General features: G+C 64.4%; 26 protein-coding genes, 2 tRNA genes and 1 pseudogene. 17 read left to right on the forward strand and 12 right to left on the reverse strand.

The window, feature by feature from the left end; all coding sequences use genetic code 11:
* Positions 1–34: 34 nt before the first annotated feature.
* On the reverse strand, positions 35–1,477 hold the full coding sequence (locus tag CP557_RS11625) for a selenium-binding protein SBP56-related protein (RefSeq protein WP_097380059.1): 1,443 nt from the start codon (positions 1,475–1,477) through the stop codon (positions 35–37).
* A 334-nt stretch (positions 1,478–1,811) separates the two neighbouring features.
* Between CP557_RS11625 and CP557_RS11630 the strand changes: the two genes are divergently transcribed.
* On the forward strand, positions 1,812–2,021 hold the full coding sequence (locus tag CP557_RS11630; RefSeq protein WP_097380060.1) for a hypothetical protein: 210 nt from the start codon (positions 1,812–1,814) through the stop codon (positions 2,019–2,021).
* A 234-nt stretch (positions 2,022–2,255) separates the two neighbouring features.
* Here the strand turns inward: CP557_RS11630 and CP557_RS11635 are convergent.
* A tRNA-Val gene (locus CP557_RS11635) sits at positions 2,256–2,330 on the reverse strand.
* 188 nt (positions 2,331–2,518) lie between these two features.
* Here CP557_RS11635 and trpD point away from each other — a divergent pair.
* From trpD to trpG, 4 genes are read left to right on the forward strand one after another with little or no spacing between them, the layout of a single operon-like run.
* Entirely contained in the window at positions 2,519–3,535 is a 1,017-nt protein-coding gene (trpD, locus tag CP557_RS11640; RefSeq protein WP_097380061.1) for an anthranilate phosphoribosyltransferase, read from the forward strand.
* Complete coding sequence (locus CP557_RS11645; RefSeq protein ID WP_097380062.1) at positions 3,532–4,182, forward strand: phosphoribosylanthranilate isomerase; 651 nt, start codon at positions 3,532–3,534, stop codon at positions 4,180–4,182. Before trpD ends, CP557_RS11645 begins: the two co-directional genes overlap by 4 nt.
* Before the next feature lie 11 nt (positions 4,183–4,193).
* Positions 4,194–5,927, forward strand: a complete 1,734-nt coding sequence (trpE, locus tag CP557_RS11650) for an anthranilate synthase component I (protein ID WP_097380063.1) — start codon at positions 4,194–4,196, stop codon at positions 5,925–5,927.
* A complete protein-coding gene (gene trpG, locus CP557_RS11655; protein ID WP_097380064.1) occupies positions 5,924–6,553 on the forward strand; it encodes an anthranilate synthase component II in 630 nt (209 codons plus the stop codon). The genes trpE and trpG overlap by 4 nt, the downstream gene beginning before the upstream one ends.
* Before the next feature lie 80 nt (positions 6,554–6,633).
* Here trpG and CP557_RS11660 read toward each other — a convergent pair whose 3' ends face one another.
* The gene (locus CP557_RS11660) at positions 6,634–6,819 is read right to left on the reverse strand and encodes a hypothetical protein (protein WP_097380065.1); all 186 of its coding nucleotides are present in this window, start codon (positions 6,817–6,819) and stop codon (positions 6,634–6,636) included.
* A gap of 429 nt (positions 6,820–7,248) precedes the next feature.
* Between CP557_RS11660 and CP557_RS11670 the strand changes: the two genes are divergently transcribed.
* Together CP557_RS11670 and CP557_RS11675 are read left to right on the forward strand one after the other, a co-directional pair.
* Entirely contained in the window at positions 7,249–10,371 is a 3,123-nt protein-coding gene (locus tag CP557_RS11670) for an adenosylcobalamin-dependent ribonucleoside-diphosphate reductase (protein ID WP_097380067.1), read from the forward strand.
* Between the two features lie 110 nt (positions 10,372–10,481).
* The gene (locus CP557_RS11675) at positions 10,482–10,685 is read left to right on the forward strand and encodes an HVO_2523 family zinc finger protein (RefSeq protein WP_097380068.1); all 204 of its coding nucleotides are present in this window, start codon (positions 10,482–10,484) and stop codon (positions 10,683–10,685) included.
* 70 nt (positions 10,686–10,755) lie between these two features.
* On the opposite strand, the gene CP557_RS11680 is transcribed toward CP557_RS11675, so the two are convergent.
* A complete protein-coding gene (locus CP557_RS11680) occupies positions 10,756–11,496 on the reverse strand; it encodes a TVP38/TMEM64 family protein (RefSeq protein WP_097380069.1) in 741 nt (246 codons plus the stop codon).
* Between the two features lie 165 nt (positions 11,497–11,661).
* Here CP557_RS11680 and CP557_RS11685 point away from each other — a divergent pair.
* From CP557_RS11685 to CP557_RS11695, 3 genes are all read left to right on the forward strand, one after another.
* Positions 11,662–11,746, forward strand: a tRNA-Leu gene (locus CP557_RS11685).
* Between the two features lie 294 nt (positions 11,747–12,040).
* Positions 12,041–12,289 (forward strand): hypothetical protein, encoded by a 249-nt coding sequence (locus CP557_RS11690; protein WP_097380070.1) that lies wholly within the window; start codon positions 12,041–12,043, stop codon positions 12,287–12,289.
* A gap of 106 nt (positions 12,290–12,395) precedes the next feature.
* On the forward strand, positions 12,396–12,959 hold the full coding sequence (locus tag CP557_RS11695) for a DUF420 domain-containing protein (RefSeq protein WP_097380071.1): 564 nt from the start codon (positions 12,396–12,398) through the stop codon (positions 12,957–12,959).
* A 134-nt stretch (positions 12,960–13,093) separates the two neighbouring features.
* Here CP557_RS11695 and CP557_RS11700 read toward each other — a convergent pair whose 3' ends face one another.
* Complete coding sequence (locus CP557_RS11700) at positions 13,094–13,291, reverse strand: DUF5800 family protein (RefSeq protein WP_097380072.1); 198 nt, start codon at positions 13,289–13,291, stop codon at positions 13,094–13,096.
* Positions 13,292–13,437: 146 nt separating this feature from the next.
* Here CP557_RS11700 and CP557_RS11705 point away from each other — a divergent pair, with 146 nt between their 5' ends.
* The 6 genes from CP557_RS11705 (at position 13,438) to CP557_RS11730 (ending at position 19,877) form a co-directional block, all read left to right on the forward strand.
* Positions 13,438–14,295: a polymer-forming cytoskeletal protein gene (locus tag CP557_RS11705; RefSeq protein WP_097381620.1), complete on the forward strand. Its 858-nt coding sequence runs from the start codon at positions 13,438–13,440 to the stop codon at positions 14,293–14,295.
* 259 nt (positions 14,296–14,554) lie between these two features.
* A complete protein-coding gene (locus tag CP557_RS11710; RefSeq protein WP_097380073.1) occupies positions 14,555–15,418 on the forward strand; it encodes an electron transfer flavoprotein subunit beta/FixA family protein in 864 nt (287 codons plus the stop codon).
* A gap of 1 nt (position 15,419) precedes the next feature.
* Complete coding sequence (locus CP557_RS11715) at positions 15,420–17,021, forward strand: electron transfer flavoprotein subunit alpha/FixB family protein (RefSeq protein WP_097380074.1); 1,602 nt, start codon at positions 15,420–15,422, stop codon at positions 17,019–17,021.
* The gene (locus CP557_RS11720; protein WP_097380075.1) at positions 17,021–18,703 is read left to right on the forward strand and encodes an FAD-dependent monooxygenase; all 1,683 of its coding nucleotides are present in this window, start codon (positions 17,021–17,023) and stop codon (positions 18,701–18,703) included. The genes CP557_RS11715 and CP557_RS11720 overlap by 1 nt, the downstream gene beginning before the upstream one ends.
* 1 nt (position 18,704) lies before the next feature.
* The gene (locus CP557_RS11725; RefSeq protein ID WP_097380076.1) at positions 18,705–19,142 is read left to right on the forward strand and encodes a hypothetical protein; all 438 of its coding nucleotides are present in this window, start codon (positions 18,705–18,707) and stop codon (positions 19,140–19,142) included.
* 99 nt (positions 19,143–19,241) lie between these two features.
* Complete coding sequence (locus CP557_RS11730) at positions 19,242–19,877, forward strand: plastocyanin/azurin family copper-binding protein (protein ID WP_097380077.1); 636 nt, start codon at positions 19,242–19,244, stop codon at positions 19,875–19,877.
* A 118-nt stretch (positions 19,878–19,995) separates the two neighbouring features.
* On the opposite strand, the gene phoU is transcribed toward CP557_RS11730, so the two are convergent.
* Positions 19,996–20,667, reverse strand: a complete 672-nt coding sequence (phoU, locus tag CP557_RS11735) for a phosphate signaling complex protein PhoU (RefSeq protein WP_097380078.1) — start codon at positions 20,665–20,667, stop codon at positions 19,996–19,998.
* 291 nt (positions 20,668–20,958) lie between these two features.
* On the opposite strand from phoU, the gene CP557_RS23050 reads away from it, so the two are divergent.
* Entirely contained in the window at positions 20,959–21,096 is a 138-nt protein-coding gene (locus CP557_RS23050; RefSeq protein WP_245852987.1) for a hypothetical protein, read from the forward strand.
* 23 nt (positions 21,097–21,119) lie between these two features.
* On the opposite strand, the gene CP557_RS11740 is transcribed toward CP557_RS23050, so the two are convergent.
* The 6 genes and pseudogenes from CP557_RS11740 to CP557_RS11765 form a co-directional block, all read right to left on the reverse strand.
* Positions 21,120–21,302 (reverse strand): hypothetical protein, encoded by a 183-nt coding sequence (locus CP557_RS11740; protein WP_097380079.1) that lies wholly within the window; start codon positions 21,300–21,302, stop codon positions 21,120–21,122.
* Positions 21,299–21,804, reverse strand: a pseudogene (locus tag CP557_RS11745) (metal-dependent hydrolase). Before CP557_RS11745 ends, CP557_RS11740 begins: the two are co-directional and overlap by 4 nt.
* 173 nt (positions 21,805–21,977) lie before the next feature.
* On the reverse strand, positions 21,978–22,847 hold the full coding sequence (gene pstB, locus CP557_RS11750) for a phosphate ABC transporter ATP-binding protein PstB (RefSeq protein WP_097380080.1): 870 nt from the start codon (positions 22,845–22,847) through the stop codon (positions 21,978–21,980).
* Positions 22,848–22,849: 2 nt separating this feature from the next.
* Positions 22,850–23,740: a phosphate ABC transporter permease PstA gene (pstA, locus tag CP557_RS11755; protein ID WP_097380081.1), complete on the reverse strand. Its 891-nt coding sequence runs from the start codon at positions 23,738–23,740 to the stop codon at positions 22,850–22,852.
* Positions 23,740–24,663, reverse strand: coding sequence for a phosphate ABC transporter permease subunit PstC (gene pstC, locus CP557_RS11760; protein ID WP_097380082.1), 924 nt, complete (start codon positions 24,661–24,663; stop codon positions 23,740–23,742). Before pstC ends, pstA begins: the two co-directional genes overlap by 1 nt.
* Positions 24,660–25,634 (reverse strand): PstS family phosphate ABC transporter substrate-binding protein, encoded by a 975-nt coding sequence (locus CP557_RS11765; protein WP_097380083.1) that lies wholly within the window; start codon positions 25,632–25,634, stop codon positions 24,660–24,662. Before CP557_RS11765 ends, pstC begins: the two co-directional genes overlap by 4 nt.
* Between the last annotated feature and the right edge of the window lie 108 nt (positions 25,635–25,742).

The following is a 25,742-nucleotide window of genomic DNA, read 5'->3' on the forward strand; positions in this document are numbered from 1 at the left end:
CAGGTTGCAGTTCGAGGTGTTCCCGACGATCGGCTCACATCCACACGTCGCTCGTGCAGTCGCCGTCGGGCCACCGGATTTCGTGGGCGCGAGCCGGCCCCTCGGGGAGCGTCCCGAAGTCGACCAGGAACTCCTCGTCGAGGGTCATCGTTCCGTTTCGTGGGTCCACGTCGGCTTTCAGCATCACGGAGCCCTGCTCGCCTTCGGCGGGGAAGAACTGGTCGTCCCAGGTCGAGTACAGCGACGTCGTGAAGTAGAGCCGCTCGCCGTCGAGGGAGAGCTGGAGCATCTGTGGCCCGGCGTTGATCGGCCGCTCCTTCACCTCGCTGACATCGCCGAAGAGCCCGCCGACGGAGATCGTGTCCGTCAGTCGCGGATTCGACGGGTCGGAGATGTCGTACATGCGAACCTCCCCGTGGAGCCAGTTCACGAAGAACAGGTAGCGATCGTCCATCGAAACCACGAGGTCCGTGATGAGTCCGGGGACCGGCATGTCCCAGTCCTCGTGCTCGCGCGCCTCGACGTCGATGACGGTCTCCGCGTGCCACTCGCCGCGTGCTCTCGGTTCGCCGCCGCTGGTCTCATCCGCGCCGCCACGCGTCGCGCTCCCCTCCCTGTACAGGTGGAACACGTTCGACGAGAGCGCAGCACCGACGTAGGCGTGCTCGGCCTCCGGACTGTGGAGGAAGCGGACCTCGAGCGGGATCATCCCCTCGTCACCGAGATCGATCGTCTGCTCGACCGTCCGGTCCTCCCAGTTCCAGAAGTGGAGCTTCTGGCCGTACTTTCCGGCTTCGACATCCTCGAGGTCGAACCCCGGCTGGTAGGTCGACGGGGCGGCCCACTCGGAGGAGATCATCACGTTCCGGCGTGGCTGGTACCAGAAGTCGTAGTTCATCTGAATGTCCCCCGGCGTATCCCATCGGCCCGCGATCTCGAAGTTCTCGTCGAGAAGGAGGAACCCGCCCGGAAGCTCGCCGTCGGCGTTCCCGAGCATGCTGATCATGATCATCCCGTCCGGGATACAGTGGACGGTATGGGGGGCCGAGAGATCGTACTCGAAGACCTCCTCCGGTTCGATGACGTCGACGAGTTCGGGGTTCTCGCGGTCGTCGGTGTCGACGATGTGGATCCGAGACGAGCGGTTGCCGGGAACGACGAGGTACCGTCGCTCCGCGTCCTCGACGTGGCAGGACGACGAGCAGGCGTTCCAGCCGAAGTGGTGGAGTTCGTCACCCACGGTCGGCATCTCGATCCGGTCGATGACCTCACAGTAGGTCGACGATTCCGGATCGACGTCGACGACGGTCAGCACGTCGGGGGCGTCGGTCTCGGTCTCGACGTACAGTGCTGGCACGTACGCGACAGTCTCTCGAGGAGCCTGCTCGATGGCGGCCTGTGGCGTCGCATACCCGACTGCACTCGCGTGGTGTTCGTGGACATGGCTCTCATCGGATGGTTTTGAGTGGGAGCTCATGTCCTATCTTACGACGACCAGCAGCATAAACGAATATCGTGGAAAACAATGAGGATTTTCTCGGTCAGGTGTTTCGGTGTGATGGGTTCGTGCAGCAAAAAGTGGAACTCCAAGAGACGGAGAGGCGACCAACGGCAGCGGGTCGCCCGACCGGCTCGAGCGGTCTGCACCCGATGAGAAGGGGACTGACGTGGGGCAAGCCCCGCGTCCGCCCCCGCTCGAGGACGGGTCGTCGACGGCGTTTCACACCCGTTCTCGAGCACCTCGAGTCGATCCGACTGTGAGTTTTCGGTCACCGGAATAGGAATACCTCCGTATTGAATAGTGGCGACTGATGTCGTCGGACGCAGGACGCTCTTGGGCCGGGAGCCAAGAGACGACGAACCTGCTTCTCGGAGCGAATATCGTGGTTCTCGCGGCCAGATTCGTTCGGCTCGGTCACGTCGGCCCGTGGCCGGTTCGGGTACTGTCCGAACTGATACTCCTCCTCGTCCTGCTCGCCGCGGTGGTCCTCGTCGTCGGGGGCCTGTACAGCCACGAGTAGGACCGACTGCTCGGCCTCCGTATTCCGACTGCGACGCACGGCCTCTCGGTCGTGTCGGTAACAATGGGTCGGAGCGGTGCCGATCCTGTCGCTCACGGATCGGTTCGCGACAGAAGTAGTGGGTTGGAGCAGAGTTGAACTACGGCGAGACGTACGCTGTGCGCGTCTCGTCTCGTTCAAATATGCACAACATGACGAATTCGCTGCTCGCGAATTTGCTCGCAGCAAAAGTAGTGGGTTGGAGCAGATTTGAACTGCCGGCCTCCTCCATGTCAAGGAGGTGTCGTAACCAGACTAGACCACCAACCCTGGTTTTGCGTTCGTTCGCGGCGCGCGTCGCCACGCTTCCTGACTGCACTCGTTCGTTGCCCGCCACCGTAATTGAAGGTTTCGAATCGATCCCCGTACGCGAGTCGCCACCACGCACCCGGTCGATACGCTTAAGTCGATGTACTGATTTGGTCATTACAAGACAACTACGTACATTGGTGTCCACTATGCAGGAATACGTCGAACGAGTCACTGACGGGGAGGATCTCACGCAATCGGACGCTCGAGCGGCCTCGACGGCCGTTTTCGAGGGTGCGACGGAGGCACAGATCGGCGCACTGCTGGCGGCGCTACGTTCGAAAGGCGAGACGGAAGCCGAGATCGCCGGGTTCGCCGAAGGGATGCGCGACGCGGCCAGGACGATCTCACCCGATCGGGACCCGCTGGTCGACACCTGTGGGACGGGCGGCGACGACTACGATACGATCAACGTCTCGACGACGAGCGCGATCGTCGCCGCCGGGGCCGGCGTTCCGATCGCCAAACACGGCAACTACTCGGTCTCGTCGTCCTCGGGCAGCGCGGACGTCCTCGAGGAGGTCGGCGTGAACGTCGAGGCCGAACCGCCGGCAGTCGAGGACGCCATCGAAGCGGACGGCATCGGCTTCATGCTCGCGCCGGTGTTTCACCCGGCGATGAAGGCCGTCATCGGCCCTCGCAAGGAACTCGGGATGCGGACGGTCTTCAACGTGCTCGGCCCGCTGACCAACCCGGCCGGCGCGGACGCACAGGTCGTCGGCGTCTACGACCCCGACCTCGTGCCCGTCCTCGCGGACGCGCTGGCTCGAATGGACGTCGAGCGAGCGCTGGTCGTCCACGGTGCAGGGACCGACGAAATCGCTATTCACGGTGAAACGGTCGTCGCAGAAGTCGATGGCGACGCCGTCGAGGAGTACGCCCTCGAGCCGGCCGATCTCGGGCTCGAGGAACACGACATCGCGGACATTTCCGGCGGCTCGCCGGCCGAAAACGCCGACGACATGCGAGGCATCGTCGAGGGCGAGGTGACCGGTGCGAAACGGGACGTCATCCTCGCGAACGCCGGCGCGGCGATTTACGTCGCCGGGGAGACCGACTCGCTGGAGGGCGGTGCCGACCTCGCACGCGAGGCGATCGACGCCGAGGAGGCGGCCCGGAAACTCGAGCAACTCCGCGGCGCGACGGCCACGGCCGAGGGACAATGACGCGCGTCAAGATCTGTGGGCTGACCAGCGAATCCGACCTCGCGGCGGCCATCGACGCGGGTGCGGACGCAGTCGGCATCATCTGTGACGTCTCGGTCGAGACGCCACGGGAGGTCTCGATCGAGCAGGCCACGGCGCTTGCAGCGGCCACGCCGCCGTTCGTGACGAGCGTGCTCGTGACGATGCCCGGCGATCCCGAGGAGGCGATCGAACTCGTCGAGGAGATCGAGCCCGACGCGATTCAGATTCACAGCGAACTGTGTGCCGGTGACCTCGCATATCTGCGCGCGAACCTCGAGACGGAACTCCTGCTCGCAGTCGACGCCGACGATCCAACGGCCGCCGAAGCCTACGACGACATCGTCGACGCCCTCCTCGTCGATACCGTGAGCGAGGAGGGTGGTGGCGGAACCGGTCGCACGCACGACTGGGACCGGACCCGACTGGCAATCGAGGATCTCGAGTCGCCGCTGATCCTCGCGGGCGGACTCACGCCGGCGAACGTCGGGGACGCGGTCCGGACCGTCGAACCCTTTGCGGTCGACGTGGCGAGCGGCGTCGAGGAGCGCGGCGGCGTCAAGGACATCGACGCCGTCCGATCGTTCGTCGACCGAGCCAAGAACGCCCGCAAACCGGTCGAGCCCTAACGGTGACCAGTATGCACGATTCCGAATCCGCGTCGGCCAACCCGACGTTCGACATCGACCGGGAGACGTTCAGCGACCACGCGGGCACGAACGCGGACCGAGGGGATCGGCCCGTCGTCGTCCGCACCGTCGCGACACTCGAGTGTGAAACGACGCCGCTTGCAGCCTACGCCGCGTTGACGGGCCGCTCCGACGCGAGCGATCGCGAGCGCTCGCCGTACGCGTTCCTGCTCGAGAGCGCGGAGAAGACCGCCTCGAGCGATCCCGACGGCGCGTTCCGACCGAGCGGGGCGGACGCCGAGCGCCACGCGCGATACTCCTACGTCGGCTACGACCCCGAGGCCGTCGTGACGGTCGAATCCGGGGCGGCCACCGTCGACGCACTGTCCGACGACGCACCGCTGGAGGCGATCCGGACCGATGCCGACGGCGATACCGTCGACGCGCTTCGAGCCGCGATGCCGGACGTCCGCCTCGCGAACATGCCCGACCACGAGCGCCAGCACCTCGAGGGCGGACTGGTCGGCTTTCTGGCCTACGACGCCGTCTACGACCTCTGGCTCGAGGAGGTCGGGCTCGAGCGGCCCGACTCGCGGTTCCCGGACGCGCAGTTCCTGCTGACGACGAAGACGCTGGCCTTCGACGAGCGCGACGGGACGGTCTCGCTGGTCTTCACGCCCGTGCTCGAGGCCGACGACGACCCCGAGGCGGTGTACGACGCCCTGCGACGGGAAGCCGCCGACGTGGCGGCGACGCTTCGCGAGGCCGACCGACCCGAGACGGGTGGGTTCGTCCGCGAAGACGAGGTCGCAGGCTCCAGAGCGGCGTACGAGGAAAGCGTTCGGCGGGCTAAAGAGCACGTCCTCGACGGAGACATCTACCAGGGCGTCATCTCGCGGACGCGGGAACTCTACGGCGACGTCGATCCGATCGGCTTCTACGAGGCGATGCGGGAGGTGAACCCGTCGCCTTACATGTATCTCCTCGACCACGACGACCTGACGGTCGTCGGAGCCAGCCCCGAGACGCTCGTCTCCGTCCGCGGTCGTGAGGTCATGTCCAATCCGATCGCCGGGACCTGTAACCGGGGCTCGAGTCCCGTCGAGGACCGCCGGCTCGCAGGGGAGATGCTGGCCGACGGGAAGGAACGTGCCGAACACACGATGTTGGTCGATCTCGCGCGCAACGACGTGCGCCGCGTCTCGGAGCCGGGTTCGGTCCGCGTCGACGAATTCATGAACGTCCTCAAGTACAGCCACGTCCAGCACATCGAGTCGACGGTGACGGGCACACTGGCCGCCGACGCCGACGGGTTCGACGCGACCCGCGCGTCGTTCCCCGCCGGGACCCTCTCGGGCGCGCCGAAGATCCGGGCCATGGAAATCATCGACGACCTCGAGTCCGAGCCACGCGGCCTCTATGGAGGCGGCGTCGGCTACTACTCCTGGACCGGCGACACGGACTTCGCGATCGTCATTCGGACCGCAACGGTGGAGGAGGGCGCGGCGCCACGCGCCGCGGATGGGCGAGCGGGGAGAGACGACCCGCGAGACGATGGCGAGCGGGATCGGATCACGGTTCAGGCCGGCGCGGGACTGGTCGCCGACAGCGATCCGGCCGCCGAGTACGAGGAAACCGAGAAGAAGATGGGCGGCGTCCTCGCCGCGCTCGAGGAGATCGAACACCCGGCCGCGGAATCGAACGCGGACGACGAGTCCGAAACGACGGCGGAGGTGCGTCGATGAGTGCGACTGGCGATAGTCGTCGGGCCGACGGTGACGCCGACCTCGTCACGGTCCTGTTCGTCGACAACTACGACTCCTTTACCTACAACCTCGTGGAGTACGTCAGCCAACTGCCGGGCACCGAGACCGAGGTACGCAAGAACACCGCCTCGCTCGCGGCTATCCGCGCCGTCGATCCCGACGCGATCGTCATCAGTCCCGGACCCGGTCACCCGAAGAACGACCGGGACGTCGGCGTTACGATGGACGTGCTTCGGGAACTCTCCCCGGAGATACCGACGCTTGGCGTCTGTCTGGGGCTCGAGGCCGCCGTCTACGAGTACGGCGGCAGCGTCGGCCGGGCACCCGAACCGATTCACGGGAAAGCCTCCGCGGTCGAGCACGACGGACAAGGCGTCTTCGCGGGGCTCGAGCAGGGCTTTCGGGCGGGTCGCTACCACTCGCTTATCGCGACCGAGGTGCCCGACTCCTTCGAGGTGTCGGCGACCGCAGACCACGCAGACGAGACGCTCGTCATGGGCGTACGCCACCGAGAGTTCCCACTCGAGTGCGTGCAGTTCCATCCCGAAAGCGTACTCACGGCGCGGGGCCACGACGTGATCGAGAACTTCCTCTCGAGCGTCTAGTCCCGTTCCACCCGTCGATTGCAGAGTCGACGAGGAGCAGACCGCCGAATTCGACTCCTCAGTGCAGGCGTGGACCGCCACTAGATGCCGGGAAGCAACTCGAGTTGGCCGACCGCGTAGAGGGCTGCGAGGACGACTGCGGCGACGATCCCGACGCGGACGGCCAGTTTGATTGCGATCCGGATCGCGATGACGGCGACCGCGAACGCGGCGAGCAGGGCAAGCACCAGGAGGACCGGTGGTACCGATGGCAGTGCATCGATCATACGACATCACCCGCGCTGCACGGACGTAATCTTTCTGGAGACCGTGACTGTCTCGACGGGATGAGCGATCCGTGACAACGACTGCGTCGGTTCCAATCGGAAAAAGTGAAAATCACCGGACTGCGAGGCCGTTTCGTCGGTGACAGTCACTTTCAGTCCGGTCTGAAAATGGTTAAGAGCGTCGACGGCGTAGGTGTTGATAGCCACGCAGGCGGCCGTCTCGGCGGCCGTGGGAGACCCAGAAACCATAGGTTATAGACTCATCTGTACAACCACATTTGTATTACTACAAGAAAAGTAGGACAACAACACCACGTTTTATGATGGATGCATGAATACCGAACCTTCGTCACGAATGATGAGAGCAAGGACTCCGACTCACGCCAGAATCGGCACGCGGCACCGGTATAGCGACGAGGTGGCGCGCGCATGAGCGACACCGAACTATCTGCGGCCGATCTCACCCTCCCGATCAAACGCTCCGACGGGGACACCCTCGAGGAGCGATTGACCGACAACGCCTATCAGAACATTCTCCCGGCTCGTTATCTCCGCAAGGACGCCAACGGCGACCTGATCGAGACCCAAGAGGATCTCTTCGACCGCGTCGGCAAGAACATCGCGCTGGCCGAAGCCGTCTACGAGGCCGAAAAGCGTGACCTCGAGATCACGGTCACGCCCGATCAGCTCAAGCCCGACCACCCGCGCCGGGACGACCTCGCCGAGGAGGTCTTCGGTGAGGGCGTCACCGCGGACGACGACGCCGAGACGACGCTCACCGAGCGCAACGTCAACAAGTTCGCCTACGACACGGTCGTCCCCGAACTCCCCGACGAGGTACGCAGCCACGTCGAGGACGTCGCCGGGACCTTTACCGAAGGCATGGAATCGCTTTCGTTCATGCCGAACTCGCCGACCCTGATGAACGCCGGCGACGAACTCCAGCAGCTTTCGGCCTGCTTCGTCATGTCGCCCGACGACGACCTCTCGGACATCCACGAGACCGCCAAGAAGGCGGCCGAGGTCTTCCAGTCCGGCGGCGGCGTCGGCTATGGCTTCTGGCAGTTGCGCCCCTACGGCGACTCGGTCGGCTCGACCGGCGGCATCGCCTCCGGCCCGATCACCTTCATGCGGACCTACGACCAGCTCTGTGAGACCATCGCCCAGGGCGGGACCCGCCGGGGTGCCCAGATGGGCATCATGCGCGTCTCCCACCCCGACGTCATCGAGTTCATCCACGCCAAGAACAAGGACGTCTCGCTGGCGCACACGCTGCGACTGAACGACCCCGACGACTACACCTACACGACCTTCTCGGAAGCGCTCGAGGAAGCCCGGGACCTGATCGACGAGGACGGGCGCGTCCCCAAGCACCTGCGCAACGCCGTCGAGGGCCATCTCTCGAACTTCAACATCTCCGTCGGCGTCACCGACGACTTCATGGACGCCGTCCAGAACGGCGAGGAGTACACCTTCACCAACCCGCGAACGGAGGAACCCCACATCGCCACCGAGGAGACCAAAGAGATGTACAGCCGCTACGACCTCGGCGAGCACGTCGAGGTCGGCGAACCGCTCTCCGTTCCCGCGGAACTCGTCTGGGAGCGCATCGTTCAGGGAGCCCACGAGAACGGCGAACCGGGCGTCATCTACCTCGAGCGAGTCAACAAGGAACACTCCTTCGACGTCGAGAAGGAAGACGACCACCGAATGCTCGCGACCAACCCCTGTGGCGAGCAGCCCTTAGAGGAGTACGAGGCCTGTAACCTCGGCCACATCAACCTCTCGACGCTGGCGGATCTCGACGCCCCCGACTGGCGCGTCTGGTCCGACGAGCACGGCGACGAGTACGACTCGCAAGAAGCGGCCGTCTCGGCGTTCCTCGAGGAGGCCATCGACTTCGAGGAGTTCGACGAGCGCATCGAGTACGGTACGCGCTTCCTCGAGAACGTCGTCACGATGTCGGACTTCCCGGTCGAGGAGATCGAGGAGAAGGTCCGGGACATGCGCAAGATCGGTCTCGGCGTCATGGGACTCGCCCAGCTGTACGTCCAGCTTGGCATCAAGTACGGCAGCGACGAGGGCAACGAGGTCGCCAGCCAGCTGATGACCCACATCAACCACGGCGCGAAGGCCAAGAGCCACGAACTCGCCCAAGAGCGCGGGTCGTTCAACGACTGGGACGAGTCGAAGTACGCGACCCCGACCGAGTACCGCGAGTGGTTCGAGCGCCAGACCGGCGAGGACGCCGACGACTGGGAAGACGGCTTCCCCATCCGCAACCACAACGTCACGACCATCGCCCCGACCGGGACGACCTCGATGGTCGGCAACACGACGGGTGGCTGCGAGCCCATCTACAACGTCGCCTACTACAAGAACGTCACCGACGACGTCCAGGGCGACGAGATGCTCGTCGAGTTCGACGACTACTTCCTGCGCACGCTGGAGGCCAACGACATCGACGTCGACGCCGTCAAGGAGGAGGCCCAAGAGCAGATGGCCACCAACCAGTTCGACGGCGTCGAAGGGCTGTCGACCGTTCCGGACGCGATCGGCGAACTCTTCGTCATCACCTCGGATCTCACCGCGAAACAGCACGCGGCGGTCCAGTGTGCCTGCCAGAACGGCGTCGACTCCGCCATCTCGAAGACGGTCAACGCACCTAACGACTCCACGCTCGAGGACGCCAAGGAGGTCTTCGAGTGGGTCTACGAGAACGGCGGGAAAGGCGTCACCTACTACCGCGACGGCACCCGCAGCAAGCAGGTGCTGACCACGCGCGCGGACAACGCCGACTTCGCCGACGAGACCGAAGCCGCCCAGGCCCTCGTCGAGCAGATCGACGAGATCTTCGGCGGCCTCGAGGCCTTCCTCGAGAGCGACGAGGTCCGGGACGTTCTCGAAGAAGACATCGGCTCGCTGGCCGACGACGACCGCCAGCCGGTCGAGGTCGACTTCACCGAAAAGCGCGAGCGACCGGACGCCCTCCAGGGCGTCAGCCAGCGCATCGACACCGGCTACGGGAAGATCTACGTGACGATCAACGAGGATCCCGAGACTGGCCAGCCGTTCGAACTGTTCGCGAACATCGGCCACTCCGGTGGCTTCACGAACTCCTTTACCGAGGCGCTGGCGAAGGTCATCTCGACCTCGCTGCGCTCGGGCGTCGATCCCGAGGAGATCGTCGACGAACTCTGTGGCACGCGCTCGCCGAAAGTGGCCTGGGACAAGGGCGAACAGATCCAGTCCATCCCGGACGCCATCGGCACCGCGATGCGACGATACCTCGAGGGCGAGATCGACAAACCCTACCCGAAACAGCAGACCCTCGAGGAGTCGGCCGACGCCGAGATCGCCGACTACGACGGTCCCAAGACCGACGGCGGTGGGGCCGCCGCACAAGGCAGTGCGCCCGCGGACGCCGACGACACGACCCAGGACCTCATCGACGCCGGCGAGTCGCCGGAGTGTCCCGACTGTGGCTCGATGACCCTGTACTTCTCCGAAGGCTGCAAGACGTGCGAATCGTGTGGCTGGAGCGAGTGTTGAGCGCTGAGTGAGGTCGGTTCGGCGCTGTATTTCGTCGGTGCGTTTTCCCTCGGTTTCGATAGGCTACCGCAAACACCACACTTAGCACCGGCTGGCGAGAACCGTCTCGTATGACTGCCGACGGTGTGGATGGTGCTGCTGGGAGTGCCACGACGGATGCCACCGCGAGTGGCGGCGATGCGGATCGTTCGAGCGACCGAACGGCGGGTGCGCCGCGCTGTCCACACTGTGACGCGCCGATGTACAAGCGCCACTGCAAGTACGTCTGTCCCCAGCACGGAGTCATTATCGATTGCAGCGACCCCTTCCGTTGAACCCCCGTGTTGTCGGGAGTAACCCGGTCGGTGAGCCGCCCCGGAATTGCGACGGCGACCGATCGACCACTCACCCGTCCGTCGATCGACTCGATTCCTCCGCTGGCGTTCGGTTCGTCGCCCGAAGCGTCCGGTAGACGGGGCCAGCCAGTAGGACGACGGCAGCACCGACGCAGGCGATCGAGAACGTCAGCCCGAGTTCGCCGACCCCGCTCGAGGTGATCGTCGCCATCGAAGCCCCTACCGTGACCGCGGCGATCGTCCACGGCAGTTCGCCGAGTACCGTCCCGACGACGAGGTGCCGGAGTTCGACCCCGCTGACAGCGGCGGCACCCGTCGCGACGTCCGACGGAATCGGTGCCAGGCGCGAGGCGGTGACTCCACGGAGCGGCCCCGCCGTGTCGTAGTACCGGGCGACGACAGCGCTCGTTCGATCGAGGAGACCGCCTCCGTCGCCGTCGCGCTCGGGCCGGTCGGACGGCCCGCCTCGAGCGCGCTGCGTCGTCGCCCATCGGATGGCGAGGAATACGGGGAGGACGGTCACGACGACGCCGGCGAGTGCGATCGGGACGCCGATCGCCACGCCGAAGCCGTAGCCGGCGACGACCGCGAGGGGCGTCGTGGGCCAGGCCAACAGCGGTCGCACGAGGTAGAGCCCGGCGACGAGGAGACCGAAGCGAACCGGGTCCGCAACGAGGGAATCGACGGTCCCGACGATCGTCGACGGCGAGACGAGGAGGCCCGCGGCGACCGCGCCGCTGGCCACGACGACGCCTGCGAGCGCACGCATCCGAACCGACGAGGCCGGCATCGATCGACAGTTTCGCTCGAGGGTTGAAGGCTTTGTGTCTCCCGTCGTTCGACCGACCCGTCGATTGTGGGGTGCAGTTCGTGTGACCCAGCCGCAGTCGCCGACCCAAAGGAAAGGGCTTTTATAATCACACTGGATACGAGTGAGTGCAGACAGAGACCGCGAGCGTGGGTAGCCAAGCCAGGCCAACGGCGCAGCGTTGAGGGCGCTGTCCCGTAGGGGTCCGCCGGTTCAAATCCGGTCCCACGCATCGCACACGGCGGAAACACCGCCACCAACGATGCAGGTGATCTCCCTTCGAGGACATCACCCACGCATAATCCTTTCCGACACTACACCGACGAGCGATAGCGCCAAGCGCGGCGGAGAGTTCGTCCCACGGAGACATTTTCACGGCCGATGCAGTATTCTGGCGTTTTCCTATCCGATGGAACGCTTCTGTGCGTGACTCGGCCGCCTAACGAGCACTGGGACCGACCACAGGAAGGGGCGGATCATCCTCGTTCAGCAACATGTATGCCGTTCCGAATCCCCGTTGCTGGTAATGCCCGCGTTGTCCCTGTTCGGTCTCGTCGTAATCGTTCTCCAGTTCGGTATCGGCTATCACGTCTCCCAGTCTCTCGCTGCCGCCGGGAGCGTGAGCGGGGTGCTCGCCGGAGTGATCGCTGCGGTCGCAGGTATCGTCGTCCTGTTTCAGTACGGGATACTGGCGACGATCGTAGTCGATTTCCTCCTCCTGGTCGTGTCCGCATTGCTGAGGGACCGCGTCGACCGAAGGCCTGCCGCGAGGTAGGAGCATCCGTCGTGCGCCGTCGGCTCCCGGTTCGTCGACCTGTACCCTCGCGGCGGTCTCCAGTACAGAAGGTAACCGCTTTGCCGCTCCGGTCGAACGATCGCACATGGAATACGTCCCTCGAGAGCGCGTGCGTCTCCTCACTGCCGTCTTGAGCGTCGTCTCGTTGGCGGTCGTCTTCGCGGCTGCAGGAGGGCGGATCCCGTCCTCGAGCGTGCCGGCGGCACCGGAGTGGGTCATCGAAACGATTCCGCTCGTCAACGCCGTGATCAGCGCGGTCGCGATCGGGACGATCACGATCGGCTGGCGGGCGATCCGTCGCGGGGCGATCGAGCGCCACCGGGTCGCGATGGTCGCCTCGTTCGGGCTGTTCGTCGGATTCCTCGCGCTCTATCTCTATCGGTTGACGGTGACCGGTGGGCCACAGCCGTTTCCCGGTCCCGACCCGGTCTACCAGTTCGTTTATCTCCCGCTGCTGGCGATTCACATCTTCCTCGCGGTCGTCTGTATCCCCCTGCTCTACTACGTCTTGTTGCTCGCGTTCGCCCATCCGATCGCGGACATTCCGAAGACGAGCCACGCCCGCGTCGGCCGGATCGCGGCGACGCTGTGGCTGATCTCGTTCTCGCTCGGGATCGTCGTCTTCGTGTTGCTCCACGTCGTCTACTGACCGATCGGGAGCACGGGAGTGATCGGGTATCGACGGGCGCGCTCGCGAGAGGTCATCCGATCCGTTGTACCGCTGTCCCGGCGCGACCGCAGGCGGTCCGCGATTGCGCCGTCGATGACGCACAGTAGCCCGTCTCAGTCGAGAATGTCGCCGATGCGTCGGGGTTCGCCCTGCAGGTTCGGCTGTTCCGCGACGATCTGCAGCACTTCGTGATCGGTCACGTCGTAGTAGGACTTTTCGGTGGCTTCCTCGACGAGGTCCCGCTCGAGGCGGAACTCGGTGCCTTCGTAGACGACGTCGACGCCGTCGTCGTCGAACGCGAGCGTAGTCATGCTCGGTCGTACGGGGTGGGGGTCTAAAAGCAAGGCGACTGCCCGCGACAGTAACGGGAAACGGGGCCGATGGGGGCGGACGGACGTCAGACGAGCGGCTGACGACGCGCGAGGTTTATTAGGCGGTACTCCCTTTGGATGCGAGTGTGGCCTTCAGCAGGGACCCGCTCGACGAACTCGTCGTTCCCGACGGAACGGAAGCCCAGGAACGAGACCTCGTGACCGACGGGGATATCCTCGTGGGGAGTCGCTCGACCGTCGAGTTCGGCGTGCGCGGTCGGAACGTCCTGGCCGGCGAAGCGGCCGAGTTCGGCGGTGCGATCGAGGCCGACGGCGACTGTCGGCTCGACATGTGGTGTGACGTCGTCGAGAACGTGTTGGTCGGCCAGGACGCCTACATCGGGGAGCGCGTCCACATCGGCGGCCGACTGAAAGTCGCCGGCGACCTCGACATCGGCGACGACGTCGAGATCGAGGAGGGGTTCGAGGCCAACGGCTGGATCGTCATTCGGAACCCGATGCCGACGATCGTCTTCCTGTTCGTCTACCTCAAACATCTCCTGTTGATCGGCGAGGAAGACACCGCACAGCGACTCATCGACGAACTCGTCGACGACGAGGACGGCGAACCCGACGCGGAGCCGCTCGTGATCCCCCGGAACGCGACCGTCGGCGACGACGCCTGGCGCGTCTCGACGCCGGCGACCATCGGTGACGACTGCCGTCTTCACGGCAACGTTCGTGCCGAAACGGTCGACGTCGGCGCGGACTGCAACGTCTTTGGCAGTCTCCGTGCGCGCGGCGACGTCACCGTCGGCGAGGGAACCCGTATCCACGGCGACGCGACCACCCGCGACGGCGACGTGGTCATCGAGCCCGACGCCCGTATCCTCGGTGACGTCTCCTGTGACGACCTCGAGATCGGGCCCGACGCCGAAATCGACGGCACGATCCGGGCCGACGGCGAGATCACGATGGGGACGACCGAACGCGAGCGGGAGTAACACGATCCGTCCGACGACGCCGGTGCCCGCTGAACCGACGGCCGAGCGCCAGCCGGCGGGACCGTCACTCGAATGGGATAGCATCCGTTAGCGACGGCGTCGCGCGGGCGTGGAGTCCCCATTTCGAGGGAGTCTGGGGGGACTCGGAATATTCGTCCCGTTCTATCGGTGATTTTCACCCGTATTCTTAATACTGATAATTACGATAGAGAGAGACGAGTATGCTAACGACAGACACACAACAGCGACGGAGGGATCCATGCGATCGATCGTACTGACGAAAGGAGTCCCGGACTTCTCGGAGGGAGCGGTCTCCTTCGACGAGGACGGCCATCTCGAGCGCGGGAAGACGCCGACGGTGATGAACCCGAACGACGAGTTCGCGCTGCGGGCCGCACTCCAGACGACGGTCCGCCACGGCGGCCACGTCAGCGGGATGAGCATGGGGCCGCCGGGGTACGCCGACGTGTTGCAAGGGGCCATGGAGACGGTGTACACCGACGACAGCTACCTGCTTTCCGACCGGGAGCTGGCTGCCTCCGACACGTGGGCGACGGCAATCACGCTCAGTGCGGGCCTCGAGAAATACCAGGCGGAGGTCGCGGAGATCGACGTCGTCTTCGCGGGATTCAAGACCGCGGACGGCGAGACCGGACAGACCGGCCCACAGACGTGCTGGGCGATGGACTGGCCGATCGTCACCCACGTCATCGCGCTCGACATCGACCCCGACGAGCGAACGCTGCGGGCGAAACGGCTCGTCGAGGGAGACGTCGACGAGATCGAGACGGTCGAAGCACCCTTGCCCTGTTTCGTCGTCACCGATCCCGAGTTCGAACCGACCTATCGGAAGGCCTCCCATCGGCTGACGCACAAGGAGTTACGAGCCGAAACCGAGGAACGGGCCGCCGAGCACGACGATCATCTGACGACGTGGGACCACACCGATTTGAACCTCGATCCCGACTACATCGGGCTCGATGGCTCACCCACGATCGTCTCGTCGGTCGATCCGATCCCCAAAGCGCCCTCCGAACGGGAGGCGACGATGCTCGAGCCCGACGACGGACTGGACGAGGTACTCGGAGAGATGCAACCATACGCAGCGGGAGCAGGTGAGTGAAATGACAGCACTAGATCCGGACGATCACACGGTCGAGGAACTGACCGAGGAACTCGAAACGATCGACGACGAAGACGAACTGGGGGCGATCCTCGAGGCCGAGCGGGCCGGCCAGGATCGGGCGACGGCCCGGGAGGCGGTCCACCGGCGGCTCGAGGAGATCGGTGCCGACGGGGCCGGCGAGAGCGACGGCGTCGAGGAGGGAACGGAGACGGAAGGCGAGTACGAGGAGACGAGCGAAGCCGTCGGCGAGGACGCGGATGGCGAGGACCGCGACGAGGACGAGATCGACGACTCGGCGACGGAATCGGACGACACGGAGGACGAAGAAGCGGAGACGGACGCCGAGGACGACGCGGACGACGGGCTCAGCCATCCGACCCGGGACAAGAAACACGTTCGAGCGCTCGAGGACGGCGACTACGCGGACATGTGGGTCTTCTGTGAGACCCAGGGCGGAGAGTTGCTCGACGTGTCGACGGAGATGCTCGGCAAGGCACGGGAGCTGATGGATGGGTTCGAAGCGGAGTACGGCGACGAGGAGAACGTCGTCGCCTTCCTGATGGGCGACGACTGCGAGGGTCTCGCCGAGGAGTGTATCGCCTACGGGGCCGACGTCGCCGTCTATCACGACGACGAGCGTCTCGAGCGGTTCCTGCACAAGCCCTACACAGAGATCGCGGCCCACATGGCTCGTGGGCAGGGAACCGTCGAGAGCACCGACTGGCGGGACTACGACGAGCCACGCTACATCCTGTTCCCGGCGACGAACAACGGGCGGGACCTCTCGGCGAAGGTCCAGGCCGAACTCGACTCCGGGTTAGCTTCGGACTGTTCGGACCTGTTCATCGAGAACAACGAGATTTCGAACCCGGTCAAGACCGGCGAGCCCGGCGTCAAGAAGACCGTCGAGAAGGTCCTGCACATGAAGCGGCCGGACTTCTCGGGCTTTGAGTACTCGACGATTCTCTGTCTCGATAATCCGGATCGGGACTTCCACCCGCAGGGGTGTTCGGTCATCCCCGGCAGCTTCGACCCGCTCGAGCCGGACTACGATCGGGACGGGCTGGTCGTCGAACACGATATGGACCTCGAGGACGACTGGTTCCGGGTCGCGATCACCGAGTACGACCGACTCGAGGCCGGGATCGATCTCACCGGCCACGACGTGATCGTCTGTCTCGGTCGCGGAATCGCCGACGCGCCGACCGAGGGGATGGAGCTGGGTCTCGATCTCGTGGACGCGTTCGACGACGCCGAACTCGGCATTACGCGAGGGATCGTCACCTCCACCTACCAGTTCGAGGGCCACGTCGAGGAGTACTCCAAGGAGGAACGCCAGATCGGCGAGACCGGACAGGTCGTCGCACCCGATGTCTACATCGCGGCGGGCGTTTCGGGTGCCGTCCAGCACAAGGTCGGCATGGACGAGTCCGACACGATCGTCGCGATCAACACCGATACCGACGCCCGCATCAGGGACTTCAGCGATTACTTCATCCAGGGGGATCTCTTCGAGGTCCTGCCGCGTCTGACGGCGGCCGTCCAAGCGGGTGAGACGGATCTCGAGCCGGAGGCCGTCGCCGACGGAGGTGACGAGTGATGGCCGCCGCGACCGACGACTACGAACACTACGAGGCGGTCGTCGTGGGTTGTGGCCCCGGCGGAGCCGCGGCGGCCGCGCGGCTGGCCGATCACGGCGTCGAGACGCTCGTCCTCGAGCGCGGGACAGAAGCGGGCTCGAAGAACGTCTCCGGCGGATTGATCTACGCCGAGGACTCGGCGCCCTACGCGATCGACGACCTCTTCGACGGCTTTCGCGAGGCGGCCGCCGAACGACCCGTCACGGACTACTACATCCACAACGTCGCCGGAAACACGGTCAAGACCTACGATCTGACCGATCTCCACGAGCACGATACGGACTGGTGTGACGCCGTGCTCCGCCGGGAGATGGACTCCTGGCTCGAGCGGCGGGTCCACGAGAAGACGAGCGAGACCGGTGGCGGCGTGTTGACGAACGTTCGGGTCAACGGGCTGCTCGAGGAAAACGGCGAGATCGTCGGCGTCACCTGCGACGAGCTCGATCCGATCGAAGCGGATCTGATCGTCGCGGCCGACGGGGCCAACTCGGAACTCGCACGTGCGGCCGGGTTGATGGACTGGGAGGAGCCCGAGGAGTGGTTCCAGGGCGTCAAGGCCGTCGTGGACATGGACCCCGACGCGATCGACGACCGGTTCGACCTCGAGACCGACGAGGGCGTCGCCCACCTGTTCTCGGGGGACCTCTTCGAGGACGTCCGTGGGGGCGGCTTCCTGTATACCAACGAGGAGTCGCTCTCGATCGGGACCGTCTTCCACCTCGACAGTCTCGTCGAGCAAGAAGCCGAGCCACACGAACTGCTCGATGCTTTGCTGACCCACCCGCTGCTCGCGGGCTGGTTCAAAAACGAGTACCACGAACGGGAGTACGCGGCGAAGCTCGTCCCCGACTCGAAGAAGGTCGCCCACCGCGAGCCCTATCGTGACCGACTCGTGCTCGTCGGCGACGCCGCCGGTCAGATGCAGGCCCAGGGACCGATCATCAAGGGCATGAACCACGCCGTCACCGCCGGCGCGCTCGCGGCCGATGCGTTCGCCGTCACCCGGGGGAACACGGATCCCGAGGCCGCCGGCCGCCGGTACACCAAGATGCTCGAGGACTCGGGGACGATGGACAAGCTCCGGCCCCGGCGATACGAGCTCTCCCGAACGGTCGGCGAGCACGACGCCGTGACGAACGCGGTCGAGCGGGTCCTCGAGTCGCCGATCGGCTCGCTCGCGATCGGGAATCCGATCGCGGATCGCCTGCTGAAGCGGGCGTACAACTCGCCGTTTCTGGTGTCGATGCTCCCCGATACGAAGACCGGCTACGTCTCCCTGCCGACGCTGATCGCCGAGGAACACGGCAAAACGATCCACTGGGAGAACGACATCGAACCGCCGAGCCTCGAGGAGCGAATCGGCGATCTCACGTACGACACCGACGTGGGGAACCCCCATATCGAGCTCGTCGATGCCACAGCCGCTGCGAGCGGCGCGGCGGTCACCGCCTGTCCGGTCAGCGCCGAGGACTTCGGCGGGGGTTGCTACCGGTCGGAAACTGTCAAGACGAACGGGACCGAGGAGACGCTGATCAGCCTCGATACCCAGCCCTGCGTCGAGTGTGGGACCTGCGCGATCGTCGCCGATACCGAGTGGGAACACCCGCGGGGCGGCAAGGGTGTCGAATACCGCGAGGGGTAACGTGAGTCGATACGGGCCTCGAATAGCCGCACTCGCCCGCCGAGCCGAGCGCGAGCGGGCGGCGTTCGATCCTGATCGTCGATCGGCCGACGCGGTCGATACGACCGGGAGCCCCGAGGACGCCGACGCGTACCTCCGGGACGGTGCAGGGCGGGCCATCTGGCTCTACGTCGAGGCACGCACCGGCGGTCGGCTGGTTCCGTTTACCCAGGCCGAGCTTACCGCCCTCGAGGGCGCGATGAATCGCTGGCTCGAGTGTTACACATGCTGTCACGGCGTCGCACTCGAGGCCGACTTCACCGTTCGAGAGGCGGCCCAACTCCTGCTCGAAACGCGAAATATCGACGACACGGCGCAGTTGCTGACCCGCGTTCCCGAGCGTGGCCGGCGAACGAAATCGGCGGGACGAGACGCCGGACGCGCCGATCACGTCGGCTGACCCGAAACTCGCGACGAATTTCGTGCAAACCGGCGCACACTTGAGTCCCACGCAGTCGACGGGTGTTCGACTATCCTCGTTGGTCACAAATGGAGCGTGATGGCACGAGATGATCGGTTATCCCGACGGCGAGTACTTCAGTTGACAGGTGGCGCGGCATCGATGGCAGTCATTGCAGGCTGTGGTGGCGGTGGTGGCGGAAACGGCGGAAACGGCGGAAACGGTGGAAACGGCAACGAAAGCGGCAACGGTGGGAGCGCCGAGGGCTTCGAAATCGAGCCCGGTACGACGATCGAGTTTAGCGGCCAGACCAGCCACTGGGAAGGACTCGCACCGTCCGACATCGAGGGCGAAGAGAACCCGACGCTCATCCTCCAGGAGGGCGAAGACTACACGATCGGCTGGACGGAGGGTAACGACCAACCGCACAACATCGAGATCCGAAACGATAACGACGAAGTCATCGGCGACCTCTCGACGGAAGTGGTTTCCGAACCCGACGAAAACCAGATGCTGGACATCACGGCCAGCAGCGAGATGGCCACGTACGTCTGTCAGCCCCACGAGACCCAGATGGTCGGCGACCTCCAGATCGAAGGCGGTAACGGTGGCGCCGCCAACGAGACCGAGGGCAACGAAACCGAGGGCAACGAAACCGAGGGCAACGAAACCGGTGGCAACGAGACTACCAACGAAACCGGTGGTAACGAGAGCGACAACGAGACGAGCGAGTGACGGCGTTCGCCGTCGATAGCGTACCGCACGAACCGAACACCCACGCGCCGACTGCACTGTCGAACCTGGGGGATGGGTACCCCGACAGTGTCTGCAGCGGGCGGTCGTCCACGCAGCGTCAGTAGATGAGTTCGTCGTCGTTTTCGACCATGTACAGCGTCCGCGCAGCGATGTTCACCGTATGATCGCCGACCCGCTCGAGGTCACGGATCGTCAACAGGAGCCGTGAGACGTCCTGCAGGATCTGTTCGACCTCGTCGGCGGACTCGAGTTCGCGCTCGATGAGATCCCGGACGACGATCTCGCTGGCCCGCTCGGCGAACTGGTCGAGGTCGTCGTCGCGGCCGGCCAGTTCCCGGCAGGCGTCCGTGTTCTCGGTGTCGTAGGCGATCATCGCGTCCTCGAGCATATCGAGGGTCAGTTCCCCCATCTCCTGGACGTCGACGTCGGGGAACAGGTCCCGTTCGGCGTCCATCGTGTACTCGCCGAGGTTGGTCGCGAGGTCGGCGATCCGCTCCAAGTCGGTGATGATCTTGAACGAGGCCGCGATGAATCGCAGATCGCTCGCGACCGGCTGCTGGAGCGCAAGCAGGTCGATACAGTCCTGCTCGAGGTCGAGATACATCCGGTTGATCTCGCCGTCGCCCTCGATCACTTCGCGGGCGAGGTCCTCGTCTTTCTGCTCGAGCGCGTCGAGTCCCATGCGAAGCCGCTCCATGACGACTTCGCTCATGTAGAGAACGTCCTCACGGAGTTCCGTGAGCTTGTCCTGGTAGGATTGTCTGGCCATATTGCAGCCACCTTTGCGGGCAAGGATATAGTTTGTGCTCGTCGCAGCGATCGTGAGAGAGACCGTCCCCCATTGAAACCGACTCGATCGGGTGTGAGGGACGGGAGTTTCCCCGTCACCGTTCACCACACCACCTCAGTCGACGATTCTTCTCGAAGCCTTGCTCGCAAAGTAATCGCTGTACGACCGTAGTTAATATTGGCATATCGAAAACCAATCAACGGATATCTCAGTTGTAACTCCGACGGATGGGGTAAATACGCCGAAAAAGCGGCGGCAGTCGGATTCGATTTGACTGACCTCGCGACCGGATGGGCGGCCGACCTCGCGGAGGACGCCGAAGCGCGCGGCCTCGGGGCGACGCCGGTCGTTCGAACCGGACACCCGGTCGTGACGGTCCGTCCTGACGGCAGCATCGATGCCGCCTGACCGTCACTGTTCGTCGGCACGGCTCACGGCGTGGGGAGGACCTTCGTCACGCCCTCCTCGCGCTCGTCGAACCGTTCGCCCATTTCGGGGACGTCCTCGAGGGCGGTGCGGTGGGAAATCACGCGCAGGCCACCGGACGAGTCCCACCGAGACCGGCCGGGGAGTCGCTCCGGGACGCCACGTCGTTGCAACACGGCGGCCGTCATCGGAGCCACTCGACGACCGAATCCGGAGTGTGGGGTGCGACTCGAGACCGGGGATCCGATTTCATACCGATCAGCCCGCCGAGAATTACAGTCACTGCGAGGATCGACGTGAGGGCATTCAGTAGCAACCAATCGATCGACAGTCCGTACACCGTGTTGTCGACGGGTGCGAGCAGTCGAACGCCGCCGCTCAGGAGATCCGTCGCGACGTGAGAGCCGAACCCGATGGCAGCGGCCCACCAGGGGCCGACAGCGGAACAGAGGGCGATCACGACGACCCCGACGCGACGACCCCGACGAGGAGCGAGTGCGTAAGCGCTCGGTGACTCCAGAGCACTCCCCCGACGTGTCCGAACTCCACCAGCGGGCCAAAGACGAACGTATCGATGTCGGGGAGGGCGGCGGCGAGTGCCGCGACGAGGTACGGTTCGGCCCGCCTGGACCGACCGATCACCGTGACCAGTGCCATCCCGAGCAGGACGTGTACCCCGGTGGCGACCATCGTCCCCGAAACCACACCATCTCAGATCATAAGTAGCATGGTCAGTACGAAAGACTCATTCTCCGTTCAGACGGTTTCTTTGGACTGATTGGAACTGTCTGAGGAAATATACACGGTGACAGAAACGGGTGGTTCGAACGGAAACGGCGACCGAATAGCGCGCGACGATGGCGCTATCCGAACTTGCCGGTGATGTAGTCCTCGACGCGGTCGTGTTCGGGGTTCTCGAAGATCTTGTCCGTGTCGTCGAATTCGACGAGTTCGCCGCCGGTGAGGAAGACCGCAGTCTTGTCCGAGATACGAGCGGCCTGCTGCATGTTGTGGGTGACGATAACGACCGTGTACTCCTCGGCGAGATCCTCGATCAGGTCCTCGATCTTCGAGGTCGCGACCGGGTCCAGCGCCGACGCCGGCTCGTCCATCAAGATGACGTCCGGATCGGGCGCGATCGCTCGCGCGATACAGAGCCGCTGTTGTTGCCCGCCCGAGAGGTCCAGCCCGCTCGAGTCGAGTTGATCCTCGACCTCCTCGAGCAGTGCCGCTCGCTCGAGGGCGGTTCGAACCTTCTCATCGACGTTATCGTCTCTGCCCTGGACTTTGAGCCCGTAGGCGACGTTGTCGCGGATGCTCTTGGGGAAGGGGTTCGGCGACTGGAAGACCATGCCGATCTTCCGGCGCAGCGCGACGGGATCGACATCGTTGTCGTAGACGTTCTTTCCGTCGAACAGCAGTTCGCCTTCGACGTGAGCGCTGTCGACGAGGTCGTTCATCCGATTGATACACCGGAGGAACGTGGACTTCCCACAGCCCGACGGTCCGATAACTGCCGTGACCTTCTTCTCGGGTATTTCGATGTCGACATCGGTGAGTGCCTGCTCCTCGCCGTAGTAGACGCTCAGGTCACGGGCCTCGAGGAGCGTTCGATCCGTCGTCGTCCGCTCGCCGGTATCGGTGGTGTCCGTAAGGCTGTCAGTTCCCGGCGTCGGGGCTGGCTGGTCGTCAGTCGGTTCCGTTTCTGAGGAGGTCATCTGTTCGTTAGTCATTGTCAGGTGCGCTGTTGATACCGATTCCGGATGACGATCGCGATCGAGTTCATCGTCAGTAAGACGACGAGCAGTGTGACGACGCCGGCGGCGACGACTCCGTACTGGAACTCCGTCTGGGGGTAGGACGCCCAGTTGTAGATTTGCAGGGGCATGGCGCTGACCTTGCTAAAGAGGCTGGTCGGAGCTCCAAAAACGGTCGTTGGAGCTGCGATCATGATCAGCGGTGCCGTCTCGCCGATCGCGCGGCCGAGCGCGAGGATGGTTCCGGTCATGATACCGGGCATCGCCCGGGGCAAGACGACGTTGCGGATCGTCTGCCACTTCGTCGCGCCCATCCCGTAGGACGCCTGCCGCTGGGAGTCGGGTACTGCCCGGATGGCCTCCTGTGCCGAAATGATGACGATCGGCAGAATCAGCAGGGAGACGGTAAACGCGGCGACCAGTATCGTCCCATAGCCGATGTTCAGGAGACCGATGAACAGTCCCAGTCCCAACAGGCCGTAGACGACCGACGGGACGCCGGCGAGATTGGCGATGTTGAGCTGGATGAATCGCGTGAGGTAGCTGTCGTTGGCGTACTCCTCGAGGTAGACTGCTGCGCCAACCCCCAGCGGGAACGTGATGAGCGCGATCAAGAGCATGATCGCGATGGAGCCGATCAGTGCCGGGAGGAACCCTGCTTCGTACGGGTTCGGATGGGGCGGGTTCGTGAGGAACTGCCAGTCGAGCCAGCCGACGGCGTCGATAGCGACGTTCGCAAGCAACAGTGCGAGCGAGACGATACCGACGAGGGTCGCTGCCAGCGCGATCAGGCGGAAGGCGACGTCCTTCGTTCGGCTGATTCGACCGAAGCCCGCGTCGGCGGGTGCGTCCTTCGCGTCAGTCGCCATTATCGATACACCTCCCGATAGCGCGACGCAACCAGTTCACTGATGAGGTTCATGACGAATGTGATGATGAACAGGGTCAGTCCGACCGCAAAGAGGCTCTTGTACGCGACGCCCTGGCCGACGATGTCCCCCGTTCCGATCTGGACCATCGCGGCAGTCATGGTCTGAATCGAATCCAGGAACATCCCTGCCGGGTCGGTCACATCGGCCATCCGCGGGGTCTGTCCCGCGGCGATGGCGACGATCATCGTCTCGCCGATCGCTCGCGAGAGCGCGAGAATGAACGAGGAGAAGATGCCCGATAGCGCCGCCGGGACGACGACGGACGTCGAGACGGTGAACTTCGTCGCGCCGAGGCCGTAACTGGCCTCACGAAGCGAGTCCGGTACCGCACTCATCGAATCCTCGCTGATCGAGGAGACCATCGGGATGATCATGATTCCGACCATGATCGACGCCGAGAGCGCGTTAAACGTCGACAGCGGCAAGAACGTGTCCAGTACGGGCGTGACGTAGACGAGCGCGAAGTAGCCATAGACGACCGTCGGGACGCCCGCCAACACCTCGAGTGCGGGCTTGAGGTACGCTCGCTGGCGCTCGGAAGCGTACTCGCTGAGATAGATCGCGGTCAACAGGCCGATGGGAAGCGCGATCAGCGCCGAGCCGACGGTGATGATCAGCGTCCCCGAGATAAGCGGCAGGACGCCGAACGCGATCGGTTCGTTCGTCGGACTCCATCGCGTTCCCGTGAGGAATTCGACGGGCGAAACGGTCTGGAAGAACGCGATTGCGTCGACGAGCAGCGTCAGAATGATTGCGGCGGTCGTCAGAATCGACAGGAGCGCACACAGCATGAAGAGGTATCGGAACACCGTTCCGCGTGCCGTGCGAATCCCGTCGTGAGAGAAGTCGGGCTGGCTCATTCGGTTACCTCCTCGATCGCGCTCTCGAGTTTCTCGAGGTTCTCGTCGCGCTGTGTTTCGGTAATTGGCACGTAGCCGACGTCGGAGACCAGATCGGTCGTAGCTTGGTCCATGTAGAAGCGAACGAAGTCCCGGACCGCCGGTTGCGTGAGCGACTCTTTGGCGACGTAAATGAACAGGGGTCGCGAGAGGGGCTTGTACTCGCCGGTTTTAGCAGTCTCGATCGACGGCTCGACGCAGCCGTTCCCGTTGTCGATCGAGACGGCTTTGATTCGGTCCGGATTCTCGCTGTAGTACGCGAAGCCGAAGTACCCGATCGCGTTCTGGGACCCGCGAACGCCCTGGACGATCGATCGATCGCGCTCGGTCGCGTAGTAGTCGCCCGTGTGGTTGGCTTCCTCCCCGAGGATCGCCTCGTTAAAGTAATCGAACGTGCCGGAGGTCGTCGCAGCGCCGTAGAGTTCGAACTCCTGGTCTGGCCACGACTCGTTGATATCGCTCCAGCGCTCGGCGCCGTCGGCACGCCAGATCTCGTGGAGTTGTTCGACGGTGAGACAGTCGACCCAGTCCGCGTCCGGATTGACGACGACCGTCAGTGCGTCCGTCGCGACCGGGAACTCGAGTGGCGTGACACCGCTGTCGTCACACTGGTCGATCTCGGCATCCGCGATCGAACGGCTTGCGTTGTTGATATCGGTTCGCCCCGCACAAAAGAAGTTCCCGAACCCACCACCCGTCCCGGTCTTACTGAGCGAGAGGTTGATAGTGGGATTCTTTTCGGAGAAGGCTGACGCGATCGCCTCGGTCACGGGAAACACCGTACTGCTTCCCGCGATGTTCACTTGGTTGCCCTCCGCGGCGAAGACGCCGGTACAGCCGGCCAGTCCGCCGGAGAGAGCAACACTTGCCGCGGCGAGAAAATCACGTCGGCCGAGTCCGGCCGACAAAGACGCCGTGGAATCTCTCGACATCACCGTATCGAAGCCACAGAGTAAATAAGTATACTACTATGATCGCTATATAGACCTATTTATCTATAGTCCCGTCGGGACGTTCAGTGATCAGGGGAGATAATACCC

Origin of the sequence: Natrinema ejinorense, from assembly GCF_002494345.1 — an archaeon.
In the GTDB taxonomy this organism is placed as follows: domain Archaea; phylum Halobacteriota; class Halobacteria; order Halobacteriales; family Natrialbaceae; genus Natrinema; species Natrinema longum.